The organism is Paraburkholderia sp. 32 (genome assembly GCF_050435345.1).
GTDB classification, from domain to species: Bacteria; Pseudomonadota; Gammaproteobacteria; order Burkholderiales; family Burkholderiaceae; genus Paraburkholderia; species Paraburkholderia tuberum.
On the sequence record NZ_JBNDKD010000003.1, the window covers coordinates 923906 to 936569 of the forward strand.

The following is a 12664-nucleotide window of genomic DNA, read 5'->3' on the forward strand; positions in this document are numbered from 1 at the left end:
GTCATCCGATCACCGCTCGGAGACGTGGCAAAAAAATATTAAATTATCGAGAAAAATCAAGGAAACACGTGGCACCGCCTATGGTTTTCCCCGATATCCAGGTCGTTTCTAGGTGGTAGGATGACTGCCATTGAAAACCAATAAATGTTCGAATTCGCGCATGCCCGAGCACTGCGTCGGAAGCAACCGCTCAATGCGCCACGGAGACTGATTTTGAAAACGATCAAGGGATTGCGCTGGTGGATCATCGCCCTCGTGTGCGTTGGGACGATCGTCAACTATCTGTCGCGCAACGCGCTCGGGGTGATGGCGCCCGAGCTGATGAAACTGCTGCACATGAACACGCGGCAGTACTCGTACGTGGTCGGCGCGTTCCAGGTCGGCTATACGGTGATGCAGCCCGTCTGCGGCCTGATCATCGATCTGATCGGCCTGCGCCTCGGCTTCGCGCTGTTCGCGTGCCTGTGGTCGCTGACCGGCGTGTTCCACGGTTTCGCGGGCAGCTGGTTTTCGCTCGCGGCGCTGCGCGGCTTCATGGGCCTGTCCGAAGCGGTCGCGATTCCGGCCGGCATGAAGGTCGTCGCCGAATGGTTTCCCGATCGCGAGAAATCCGTCGCGGTCGGCTATTTCAATGCGGGCACGTCGCTCGGCTCGCTGCTCGCGCCGCCGCTCGTCGTTTTCCTGTCGCTGCGCTACGGCTGGCAGAGCGCGTTCGCGGTGACCGGCGCGCTCGGCTTCGTGTGGGCCGCCGCATGGTTCGTGCTGTACCGCTCGCCCGCCGAGCACAAGCGCGTGAGCGATGCCGAGCGCGCCGCGATCGTCGAAGGCCAGGCACCGCCCGCCGCGCGCCGCGCGAGCGTGCGTGAAGTGCTGCGCACGCGCCGCTTCTGGGCGATCGCGCAAGCGCGCTTTTTCGCCGAGCCCGCGTGGCAGACGTTCAGCTTCTGGATTCCGCTGTATCTCGCCACGCAGCGTCATATGGATCTGAAGCAGATCGCGATGTTCGCGTGGCTGCCGTTTCTCGCCGCGGACCTGGGCGGTCTGTTCGGCGGCTATCTGTCGCCATTCCTGATGAAGCATTTTCGCGTGCCGCTGATCTGGTCGCGCATCTCGGGCGTCGTGCTCGGCGCGCTGATGATGATCGGGCCGGCATCGATCGGTCTCGTCGCGTCACCCTACCAGGCCATCGCCCTCTTCTGCGTCGGCGGCTTCGCGCACCAGATGATCTCGGCGCTCGTCAACACGCTCGCCGCCGACGTATTCGATCCGGGCGAAGTCGGCACCGTCGCCGGCTTCGCGGGCATGGCCGCGTGGATCGGCGGCCTCGGCTTCTCCCTGATGGTCGGCGCGCTCGCCGATTCGATCGGCTACACGCCGCTGTTCGGCGCGCTCGGCGCATTCGACATCATCGGCGCGACGCTGCTGATCATCCTGATGCGCGGTGTGCCGCGCCACGGCCGCGCGCGCCGCGCCGAACTGAGCGTCAACACGGCTGCCTGACCTTCCTGGAAGACTCATCATGCGTTCACAGATCAATCTCAAACATCCGCCGCGCTTCGCGCTCGTCTCCCACGCTGGCAACCCGGCGGCCAACCCGGTCGTGCTAAGCGCGCAGCCGAATTGCCGCATCGAGCTGTTCGTGCTCGCCGAGGACATCATCCGCGTGCTCGTGCTGCCGGACGGCGAAACGCGCGGCCCGCGCACATGGGCGATCGCGCCCGGGATGGACGACGTGCCGCTCGAAGGCCGCGAGCGCCGCGACCTGAGCGGCTTCACGCCGCCGCCGTTCACGGTGAACGAAGCAGCCGGTCACATCGTGATCGAAACGGCGCGCGTGCGCGTGAGCGTGGCGCTCGAAGGCGGCGCCTGCGCCTGGGACATCCTGCACGAAGGCACATGGCATCGCGTGATGAGCGATCGCAAGACCCAGGCGTACAACTTCGGCTGGTGGGACTCGCGCGTCTATCACTACGTCGAGCGGCGCCGCGACGAAATGTACGTGGGCCTCGGCGAGCGTGCCGGCTCGCTCGATCGCGCGCGGCAAACCTACGAGATGCGCAACATCGACGCGATGGGCTACAGCGCGCGCACCACGGACCCGCTGTACAAGCACATCCCGTTCTACGTGACGTGGCAGCCGCAGACGTCGACGGGCTTCGGCCTGTTCTACGACACGCTCGCCGATTGTCGCTTCGACATGGGCCGCGAGCTCGACAACTATCACGGCCACTATCGGCACTTCATCGCCGAGCATGGCGATCTCGACTACTACTTCATCGCATCGCCCGGCTCGCCGCTCGACGCGGTGCGCCGCTTCACGTGGCTCACCGGACGTCCCGCGTGGATGCCGAAGTGGGGCCTCGGCTACTCGGGCTCGACGATGAGCTATACCGACGCGCCGGACGCGCAAAAGCAGATGGGCGAATTCATCGAGCGTTGCCGCGAGCACGACGTGCTGTGCGATTCGTTTCATCTGTCGTCGGGCTATACGTCGATCGGGCCGAAGCGCTACGTGTTCAACTGGAATCACGACAAGTTTCCGGACATCGACGGCTTCGTGCGGAGCTATCTCGATCACGGCGTGCGTCTGTGCGCGAACATCAAGCCGTGTCTGCTGCAAGACCACCCAGCGTTCGACGACGTCGCCCACGCCGGCCTGTTGATCGAAGCGCCCGATGGCGAGCCCGCATGGGTGCAGTTCTGGGACGAAGTCGGCGCGTACCTCGACTTCACGAATCCCGCGACGATCGACTGGTGGAAAGCTCGCGTGAAGGACGCACTGCTCAAATACGGCATCGCGGCCACCTGGAACGACAACAACGAGTTCGAGATCTGGTCGCCGCATGCGATCGCGCGCGGCTTCGGCAAGCCGTATCCGGCACACCAGGCGAAGGTGCTGCAGACGCAGCTGATGATGCGCGCGTCGCACGACGCGCAGCGCGAGCACGCGCCTGACAGGCGCCCGTTCCTCGTGTCGCGCTCGGGCGGCGTCGGCATGCATCGCTACGTGCAGACGTGGTCGGGCGACAACTACACGTCGTGGGAAACGCTGCGCTTCAATCTGAAGATGGGTCTCGGGCTCGCGATGTCGGGCGTGTCGAATAGCGGTCACGACATCGGCGGCTTCTCGGGTCCGGCGCCGGAGCCGGAGCTGTTTGCGCGCTGGGTCGCGTTCGGCATCTTCCTGCCGCGCTTTTCGATTCACTCGTGGAACGACGACGGCACCGTCAACGAGCCGTGGATGCATCCCGAAGTCACGCGGCACGTGGCAGACCTGATCAAGCTGCGCTATCGCCTGATCCCTTATCTCTACGAGCTGCTGTGGCAATCGCATCGTGCGTACGAGCCGGTGCTGCGGCCGCTGTTCGCGGAGTTTCCGCACGATCCGCGCTGCCTCGTCGATGGCGACGACATGATGCTCGGCTCGTCGATGCTGGTCGCGCCAGTGGTCGATCCGGGCCAGAGCACGCGCGCCGTGTATCTACCGGCCGGTTCGCGCTGGGTGTCGTACTGGAGCGGCGAAACATTCGACGGCGGCCAGACCGTCACGTTGCCCGCGCCGTTCGAGCGGCCGGTGTTCCTGCTGCGTGAAGGCAGCGTGATTCCGCTCAACATCGCCGAGCAGCATTTTGGCCGCCCTGCCGACGAACGCGCATTCCTCGCGGTGCCGTCTGCCGACGCGGGCACCGCGCAAGGCGGCTCGATCGAGGACGACGGCGAGACCGAAGCCTGGCGCAACGGCGAGCAAGGCCGCTGGAACGTCACGCTGACGGGCGACGCAAACACTTTGCGGGTGACGCTCGAGCGTTCGCAATGGATGCCGCGCGTGCAGCCGCAAGTGCGCGTGTTCGTGCCGATGCGCGAAACACGCGCGGTCGTCTGCGCTAACGGCACGCTCGTGACCGATCACACCGCGCACGGCTGGCGCTGCCTGACGATTTCGGTGCCGCACTGAACAACCCACCGCGCCGGCCTGAGGGATCAGGCCGTCCCATCAGTCTGGAGACATCCCAATCATGAAAATAAACCAGCGCGCGCGCACCCGCGCGTTCGTCCTCTGCTGCCTGCCGTTTGCGGGCACCGCGTTGTCCACCAGCGCATCGGCGCAAAGCAGCGTCACGCTGTATGGCGTCGTCGACAATGCGTTCGCCTATGCCAGCAACCAGAAGGGGCATTCGAATTTCTATATGAGCCAGGGCAACCTGCAGGCGAGCAAGTTCGGCTTCCTCGGCTCGGAAGATCTCGGCGGCGGCACGAAGGCGATCTTCCGGCTCGAGAGCGGCTTCAATTCGCTGACTGGCGCGCAAAGCACCGCGGGCTACCTGTTCAACCGCCAGGCCTATGTCGGCCTCGCGAACGACCGCTACGGCACGGTAACGCTCGGCCGCCAGTACACACCCTACTTCCAGATGGTCGGCGCGCTCGGACCGACCGGCGTGCTGACCGGCGCGACCGGCGCGCACCCCGGCGATCTCGACGCCCTCGACACGACGCTGCGCTTCAATAATTCGGTAACCTACCTATCGCCGACGATCGGGGGCCTGCAGGCAAGCGCGCAGTATGGTCTCGGCGGCGTGCCCGGCAGCGTCGCGAACGGCAGCCTGTTCAGCGCGGCGCTGCGTTATGACTTCCAGCCCGTGTCGCTCGCAGCCGGCTACGTGAAGCTGAAGGACATTTCGACGAGCGCGGCGCTCGGCAGCTTCGCGATCAACTCGCCGGTCAACAACGGTTACGCGAGCGCGCGCAGCGCGCAACTGTTCGCCGCGGCGGGTCGCTATACGTGGCACGATCTGATGGTGGGCCTCAACTACTCGAATGTGCAGTACGCGCCGGGCCACGGCTCGCTGTTCTTCGACAAGGCCGTGTTCAACACGTACGGTGCGATCGCGACGTACCGGATCACGCCGAGCGTGACGGTCGGCGGCGGCTATAGCTTCACCCAGGCAAGCAAGGCGAACGGCATCAGCGATCCGGCGCACTATCATCAGATCTCGCTCGAACAGACCTACAACCTGTCGACGCGCACCACGCTGTACGCGCTCGAGGCCTATCAGCATGCAGGCGGCAAGTCACTGATCTCGTCGGGCAGCGGTGTGACCATCGCCGACGCGGTCGCGGTGGTCGGCGACTCGCAGAACACGACGCCGTCATCGGGTCCGTCTCAGTTCGTCGGCATGGTGGGGTTGCGGCACGCGTTCTAAGCGAGGCGGTCTCGGTCAGCGGCACGACGGGATCAGTCATGCGGACTCCTTGCCTGCCGCGCCGGATCTGGCGCGGTTTTCTGCGGACCAGCGTGGCGGGCTAACGGCGCCATGCATTGATCAGCAGACCTGCCTATTCACGTAGGACGTGGTCACACGCTGGAGGGCTGGGAATGCCGCTGACATCGCTGAAGTAGCGAGCGAGATCAAAATCAAGCCGCGCAAAAACAAAAACCCCGCAGAGCCTAGACTCTGCGGGGTTTCGCCACCATTGCTGGCGGAGACGGAGGGATTCGAACCCTCGATCCAGGTTTTGGCCCAGATGCTCCCTTAGCAGGGGAGTGCCTTCGACCTCTCGGCCACGTCTCCCAAACTTTCTGTCGCACAGGGAGTCAGTGCGACGAAGCCAAGATCATAGCGGGCCGGGCCGATAAGGTCAATGTCTGACGAACATATTTGTGCCAACGTGGCGTCTCACCACGCAATTCATTCACATGAACGCCACAAAACAAACGGGACGCTCTAGAGCGCCCCGTTTTTCCCGCCACTTATGCCTGATCGAGTTCGAAGGCCTTATGCAGCGCGCGTACCGCGAGCTCCATGTACTTTTCGTCGATCAACACCGAAATCTTGATCTCCGAGGTCGAGATCATCTGAATGTTGATGCCCTCTTCCGACAGCGTGCGGAACATCTTGCTGGCGATGCCGACGTGCGAGCGCATCCCGACGCCGACCACCGACACCTTCGACACCTTCGGGTCGCCCAGCACCTGCTCGGCCTGGACGTGCGCCTTTACCGTGCCGGTGAGGATTTCCATTGCACGCGCATAGTCGCCGCGGCCAACCGTGAACGTGAATGCCGTCTTGCCCTCGACGCTCTGGTTCTGGATGATCATGTCGACATCGATATTCGCGTCCGCCACCGGGCCGAGAATCTGATACGCGATGCCCGGCTTGTCGGGCACGCCCATCACGGCGATACGAGCTTCGTCGCGCTGGAACGCGATACCCGAGATGACTGCTTTTTCCATGGTCTCGTCTTCTTCAAAAGTAATCAGGGTGCCCGACTTCATTTCTTCGTCGAGTGGCATCAGCGGATCGGTCAGGCTCGACAGCACGCGCGTTTTCACCTGATATTTGCCGGCGAATTCCACCGAGCGGATCTGCAGCACCTTCGAACCCAGGCTGGCCATTTCCAGCATTTCTTCGAACGTCACGCGGTCGAGCCGGCGCGCTTCTTCAACGACGCGCGGGTCCGTCGTGTACACACCGTCGACGTCCGTGTAGATCAGGCACTCGTCGGCCTTCAGCGCGGCCGCGACCGCGACTGCCGACGTGTCCGAGCCGCCGCGGCCGAGCGTCGTGATGTGGCCGTCCGGGTCAATGCCCTGGAAGCCGGTGATCACGACCACCTTGCCGGCTGCGAGGTCTTGCATGACGCGCTCGCCGTCGATGTCGCTGATGCGCGCTTTCGTAAACGCGCTATCGGTCTTGACCGGCACCTGCCAGCCTGCGTAGCTGACCGCTTCGACGCCGGCTTCCTGCAGCGCGATCGCGAGCAGACCCGAGCTGACCTGCTCGCCGGTGGCGGCGATCATGTCGAGTTCACGCGGGCTCGGTTGAGTCGTGATTTCTTTCGCGAGGCCAAGCAGGCGATTGGTTTCGCCGGACATTGCCGACGGCACGACGACCATCTGATGGCCGGCCTTGTGCCATTTCGCGACGCGCCTGGCGACGTTCTTGATGCGCTCGACCGAGCCCATCGAGGTGCCGCCGTATTTATGTACGATGAGTGCCATTGTCGTTCTGAACTGGAAGAGAAACCGCGCTGGCGCGCTGGAGACGACCGCACAGAAAGCACAGGGGCGCAACGTCTCGTGAACGGCGGCAAAGTGTGTGGCGGCGTAGATGCAGCACGCGTGCAGCACGCGCGGATTTGCCCGGGATGAAATCGCAAATGGCTGATCGGAATTGAACGGCGACGACGGATCACGCACGCCTGCCGGCACTAACGACCGATAGCGACAAAAGCGACGGCGAAATCGGGTCGGGCAAACAAGCTAAAGTACCTGATTAGGCGCAAAAAGACAAGACGCAACGAGCGCTCAAATGCGTCGAATCAGGCCAGCAATGGCCTGTTTTATCATTGATTTGCGCCCTGTTTCACGCTTTCGACATCTGCACGCACGGCTTGCGCGACTGTCCGACCGGCGCTCAGGCGATCAGCAGATCCTCGCGCCAGACGATTTTCACGCACGCTTCGCGCTCCGGAGATGCGTCGCGCACAGTCCCGCGATTCACGCCGATCAGCGGCACGAACAGCAGTTCATCGCCAACGTAAAGCAATGGCACGTCGCGCTTCCATGCGGGAATGCCGCGCTCCTGAAACAGGTTCTTCAGCGTGCGGCTGGGCGTGTTCGGCACACCGATGCGCATGCGTTCTCCGCCGCGGCGCGCCCGCACGCTTAGAGAGGCTCGTTGCAGGACGCTGACGGGAACCATGTCGCATGCTTCGTTACGTGGCGCTGCGTGCGTTGCGTCGGCTACGTCGGAAGCAGCGGCTGCATCCACCATCGCGAACACGAACGTGCCGCGCCATTGCGGCAAATGCCAGATCTCTTGCCCTTGCCACGCGAGTTCACTGATCTCGCGCTCGACGAGCGCGGTTTCGTCGGCGGGTTCGCTGCTATCGCCGGCTTCCCAGTAGACGAGGCCGCGATAGCTGCGCAACGCATGCCCCGCATGATCGATGCGGAGCCGATGTCCATCCTGCCCCGCTGCCACTTCGCGCAACTGCCGCAGTGCATCCGCGACACGCGCGCTCGATGCCGCGACGAAGCCGAGCGTACGCATCCAGTAGCGCAGCAGATTCAGCGCGCGATCGTCGTCGAGAGCGAGCAGCACGTCGTGCGCGAGGGCGCGTCCTTCATCGCGCGACGCGCTTTCCATATCGGCGCGCGCGAGCGTGTCGAGCAATCGCTGCGCCGATGCCGAATGCGCGGCCGTGCGCGCGAGCGCATCGCGATAGCCCGGGAAGTGCACCGCGAGCACCGGCATCACCTGATGACGCAAGGCGTTGCGCGCATAACGCGTGTCCGCGTTCGATTCGTCGTCGATCCAGCGCAGCTTGCGCGCGCTCGCATAGTGTTCGAGCTGCGCGCGCAGCAGATGCAAAAGCGGCCGCACGCGTGTCGTCGACGCACCTGTCGGCAGCGTGCCGGGCGCCATCGCCGCGAGACCCGCGAGCCCCGCGCCGCGCAGCAGTTGCAGCAGCACGGTCTCGGCCTGATCGTCCGCATGCTGCGCGAGCCATAGCGTGCCAATGCCGTGCGTTGCGCACATCGCTTCGAGCGCGCGATAACGCGCGTCGCGTGCCGCGGCCTCGATGCTCAGGCCCGGCGCGCGCGAAACATCCACGCGTCGCGCGTCGAATTCGACGCCACGTTCGCGCGCGAAAGCCTCGCAGTGCGCGAGCCACGTATCGGCATGTGGACTCAAACCATGATGCACGTGCAGCGCGATACAGCGCGACGCACCCGCGACGCGCACCGCCGCATCGAGGAGCACGCTCGAATCGACGCCGCCGCTGAATGCCACCGCAATGCGCGCGTTCGAATCGAGCCCGGACAGCGCGGCGCCGAGCGCCTCGGTCACGAGGCGCTCGGCGGATGAGTCGGCGGTGGTGGTCACGTCGTTAGCGCGGAATGCGCCGGTGGACGAAAGAGACAGGCCAACGCGCGGGCTTATGCGCCCGGCGTCGTTTCCTTGAATTTGCCGTACGCCATCAGCCGTTCGAAACGGCGTTCGCGCAGGTCGTTGGTGCTCATACCCTGGAACTGGCGCAGCGAATCGGCGAGCGCACGGCGCAGCATCGCCGCCATGCCCTTCGGATCGCGATGCGCGCCGCCGAGCGGCTCGTTGACGATCTTGTCGATCAGACCGAGCGCCTTCAGACGATGCGCGGTCAGGCCGAGCGCCTCCGCTGCTTCCGGTGCCTTGGCGGCGCTTTTCCACAGGATCGATGCGCAGCCTTCCGGCGAGATCACCGAGTAGGTCGAGAACTGCAACATCAGCACGCTGTCGCCCACCGCGATAGCGAGTGCGCCGCCCGAGCCGCCCTCGCCGATGATCGTCGCGATCAGCGGCGTCTTCAGCTCGGCCATCACGTACAGATTGCGGCCGATCGCTTCGGACTGGCCCCGCTCTTCCGCGCCGATGCCCGGGTACGCGCCCGGCGTGTCGATGAACGTGAAGATCGGCAGGCCGAACTTCTCGGCGAGGCGCATCAGCCGCTCGGCCTTGCGATAGCCTTCCGGACGCGGCATGCCGAAGTTGCGCAGCGCGCGCTCCTTGGTGTCGCGGCCCTTCTGATGACCGATCACCATGCACGCCTGGCCGTTGAATCGCGCGAGACCGCCGACGATCGACAGATCGTCCGCGAAGTTGCGGTCGCCATGCAGTTCATGGAAGTCGGTGAACAGCTCGCTCACGTAGTCGAACGTGTACGGACGCTGCGGATGACGGGCGATTTGCGAAACCTGCCACGGTGAGAGGTTCGCATACAGATCTTTGGTGAGCTGCTGGCTCTTCTTGGACAGCCGCTCGATCTCTTCCGAAATATCGACGGCCGAGTCGTCCTGCACGAAGCGCAATTCTTCGATCTTCGCTTCGAGTTCAGCGATCGGCTGTTCGAAATCCAGAAACGTGGTCTTCATTGGTTGTAATCCTTGGACTTACCGGGCAGCGCGTATTCTAACCGCGTGCGCCGATGTCAAAACCATTTCTCAACTATCGACATCATATACGCGATAGTCTTTGAAACGGCTTCGTTTCCTGTTCTTCTTTAGTAGTCGACCGGTAACGGATCGAGACTACGCCACATGTACCAGGTCGCCACCGTGCGCCACGGCTCCCAGTTCGCGGCAACCTCGCGCGCTTCGCTGCGCGTGACGGGTTCGCCGCTGAAATAGTTGACGCTGATCGCGCGGATCAGGCCGAGGTCGTCGAGCGGTAGCACGTCGGGACGCGACAGGTTGAAAATCAGGAACATCTCCGCGGTCCAGCGGCCGATGCCGCGAATCTGCGTGAGTTCGGCGATCACCGCCTCGTCGTCCATCGACGTCCACTTGCCGACGTGCAACGCGCCCGACACGAAATGCCTCGCGAGATCGAGCACGTATTCGGCCTTGCGTTTCGACAAACCGCACGCGGTCAGCTTCTCGAGACCGAGCTTGATGAACTGCTGCGGCACGAGCTTCGGACACGCGACTTCGACCCTCGCCCACACGGCCTGCGCCGAGGCGACCGAGATCTGCTGGCCGACCACCGAGCGCGCAAGCGTGACGAAAGGATCGCCACGACTCAGCAAATGCACGGGGCCGAACTTCGGAATCAGCTTCTTCAAAATGCGATCGCGCTTGACGAGATCCGCGCACGCCTTGTCCCAATACGCGGGACGCGTGACTTCAGGCGCGAGACCGCCGATCTGCACCGGCACCGCGACTTCGTTCGCGAGCGATGCGACACCGGCCGCTTCGCCGCCCGCGCTGGCCGTGCTCGCCGAGATGGCCGATACGCGCGTCTTGCGCACGACTTCGCCCGCGTTCTTGTCGCGCGCGAGTTCCTGCACGTCGCCGGCGAGCTCGGCCGCGAGTTTGGCCGGCAACGCACCGTTGCCCTTCGCCCGCGACGCCGTTTTCGCGCGTTTCGCAGGCGCGTGCGCAGCTTCAGTGCCCGCGCCATTGAGCGAGCGTTTGGCCGCGCTCTTCTTTGCCGCGGCCGAGTCGGCTTTCGCCGCCGCCCCGCCCGCTTTCGAGGGCGCTTTGTCTACCGCGCCGCCGCCCGCACGAGTCGACTGAGCTGCGGCAGCCGATGCTGCGGCAGCCGACGCTGCGGCTGCCGCACTGGTTTGAGACGCCGCGCGTTTAGCCGGCGTCTTCGTGGCCGTTGCCATCCTGCCTCCTGCCTGGCGAGTCGTTCAGAGGGAAGTACGAGGTGCGCTCACACGCGCCGCCACTCGGTCAACCCGCCGGGTTTGTCTTCAAGGGCAACGCCGGCATCGAGCAATTCGGCCCGGATCCGGTCTGCTGCCGCATAGTCCTTTGCCTGCTTGGCGGCGATGCGCGCGGCGATCTTCGCTTCGATCGCGACGGGCTCGAGCGCGCCTTCGGCTGCAGCACCCGCTGCCTGCTGCAGGTATGCACGCGGTTCGCGTCCGAGCAGCCCGAGCACCGCGCCAAGCGCGCGCAATTGACGGGCCAGCGCGGGGTCGCGCGTGCGGTTCACTTCGGTGGCCAGCTCGAACAGCACCGACACGGCCACCGGCGTGTTGAAGTCGTCATTCATTGCCGCCTGGAAACGCTGCGCGTGCGCTTCGTTCCAGTCGAGCACGGCGCTATCGGGCGTCACGTCTTTCAACGCCGTGTACAAACGCGCGAGTGCATTGCGCGCGTCGTCGATATGTACGTCGCTGTAGTTCAACGGCGAGCGGTAATGCGCGCGCGCGATGAAGAAACGCACCACCTCTGCATCGTACTGCGCGAGCACTTCGCGAATCGTAAAAAAATTGTTCAACGACTTCGACATCTTCTCATTGTCGATCTGTACGTAGCCGTTGTGCATCCAGTAATTGACGAATGTTTGTCCGGTCGCGGCCTCACTTTGCGCGATCTCGTTTTCGTGGTGCGGAAACTGCAGATCCTGGCCGCCACCGTGAATGTCGAACTGTTCACCGAGCAGCGTGCAGCCCATCGCCGAGCACTCGATGTGCCAGCCGGGACGACCGCGCCCGTACTTCGAATCCCAGCCGCTGTCGGCCGGTTCCTCGGGCTTCGCCTGCTTCCACAGCACGAAGTCGAGCGGGTCCTGTTTGGCGTCGTTGGCCGCCACGCGTTCGCCAGCGCGCAGGTCTTCGAGCGACTTGCCCGATAGCTTGCCGTAGCCTGCGAATTTGCGTACCGCGTAGTTGACGTCGCCGTCGCTCGCCTGGTAGGCGTAGCCGTTTTTCTCGAGCGTCTCGATCATGCCGAGCATCTGCGGAATGAAGTCGGTCGCGCGCGGCTCGATATCCGGACGCTCGATGCCGAGCGCGTCCGCGTCTTCATGCAGCGCGGCGATGAAGCGATCGGTCAGCGCTTTGATGGTTTCACCGTTCTCGACTGCGCGCTTGATGATCTTGTCGTCGATATCGGTAATGTTGCGCACGTAAGTCACGTTGTAGCCAAGCGCACGCAACCAGCGCTGCACGATGTCGAACACGACCATCACCCGCGCATGACCGACGTGACAATAGTCGTACACGGTCATCCCGCAGACGTACATCCGCACGACACCTTCGCGCAGCGGCACGAAAGTCTGTTTGTCACGCGCGAGCGTGTTGTAAATGCGCAGAGATTCCATAGAGAGCGGTGCGTGGGCCGAAAGAAGTCCGCATTGTGCTTCATGCGCGCCGCGACCCGCGAAAC

The 12664-nt window shown here is 64.1% G+C and carries 8 protein-coding genes and 1 tRNA gene; 3 read left to right on the forward strand and 6 right to left on the reverse strand.

Annotated elements, in window-relative coordinates:
- The first annotated feature begins 213 nt into the window (after positions 1-213).
- From OKW26_RS26935 to OKW26_RS26945, 3 genes are all read left to right on the forward strand, one after another.
- Complete coding sequence (locus OKW26_RS26935) at positions 214-1500, forward strand: MFS transporter (RefSeq protein ID WP_184056975.1); 1287 nt, start codon at positions 214-216, stop codon at positions 1498-1500.
- Positions 1501-1519: 19 nt separating this feature from the next.
- Entirely contained in the window at positions 1520-3955 is a 2436-nt protein-coding gene (locus OKW26_RS26940) for a TIM-barrel domain-containing protein (RefSeq protein ID WP_429355735.1), read from the forward strand.
- A 61-nt stretch (positions 3956-4016) separates the two neighbouring features.
- Positions 4017-5201 carry a porin gene (locus tag OKW26_RS26945; protein WP_090800656.1) on the forward strand — a complete coding sequence of 395 codons (1185 nt, stop codon included), beginning with the start codon at positions 4017-4019 and terminating at the stop codon, positions 5199-5201.
- 275 nt (positions 5202-5476) lie between these two features.
- On the opposite strand, the gene OKW26_RS26950 is transcribed toward OKW26_RS26945, so the two are convergent.
- The 6 genes from OKW26_RS26950 to cysS form a co-directional block, all read right to left on the reverse strand.
- A tRNA-Ser gene (locus OKW26_RS26950) sits at positions 5477-5570 on the reverse strand.
- 179 nt (positions 5571-5749) lie between these two features.
- Complete coding sequence (locus tag OKW26_RS26955; protein ID WP_090800687.1) at positions 5750-7000, reverse strand: aspartate kinase; 1251 nt, start codon at positions 6998-7000, stop codon at positions 5750-5752.
- A gap of 415 nt (positions 7001-7415) precedes the next feature.
- On the reverse strand, positions 7416-8891 hold the full coding sequence (gene tilS / locus OKW26_RS26960) for a tRNA lysidine(34) synthetase TilS (RefSeq protein ID WP_429355736.1): 1476 nt from the start codon (positions 8889-8891) through the stop codon (positions 7416-7418).
- 53 nt (positions 8892-8944) lie between these two features.
- Positions 8945-9916: an acetyl-CoA carboxylase carboxyltransferase subunit alpha gene (locus OKW26_RS26965; protein WP_429355737.1), complete on the reverse strand. Its 972-nt coding sequence runs from the start codon at positions 9914-9916 to the stop codon at positions 8945-8947.
- Positions 9917-10044: 128 nt separating this feature from the next.
- Positions 10045-11154, reverse strand: a complete 1110-nt coding sequence (locus OKW26_RS26970; RefSeq protein ID WP_429355738.1) for a DNA-3-methyladenine glycosylase family protein — start codon at positions 11152-11154, stop codon at positions 10045-10047.
- Positions 11155-11201: 47 nt separating this feature from the next.
- Entirely contained in the window at positions 11202-12599 is a 1398-nt protein-coding gene (cysS, locus tag OKW26_RS26975; protein ID WP_429355739.1) for a cysteine--tRNA ligase, read from the reverse strand.
- Positions 12600-12664: the final 65 nt, after the last annotated feature.

Coding starts and splice junctions, on each gene's coding strand:
- OKW26_RS26940 (WP_429355735.1), top strand. CDS start 1,520: ATGCGTTCACAGATCAATCTCAAACATCCGCCGCGCTTCGCGCTCGTC.
- OKW26_RS26945 (WP_090800656.1), top strand. CDS start 4,017: ATGAAAATAAACCAGCGCGCGCGCACCCGCGCGTTCGTCCTCTGCTGC.
- OKW26_RS26955 (WP_090800687.1), bottom strand. CDS start 7,000: ATGGCACTCATCGTACATAAATACGGCGGCACCTCGATGGGCTCGGTC.
- OKW26_RS26965 (WP_429355737.1), bottom strand. CDS start 9,916: ATGAAGACCACGTTTCTGGATTTCGAACAGCCGATCGCTGAACTCGAA.
- OKW26_RS26970 (WP_429355738.1), bottom strand. CDS start 11,154: ATGGCAACGGCCACGAAGACGCCGGCTAAACGCGCGGCGTCTCAAACC.
- cysS (WP_429355739.1), bottom strand. CDS start 12,599: ATGGAATCTCTGCGCATTTACAACACGCTCGCGCGTGACAAACAGACT.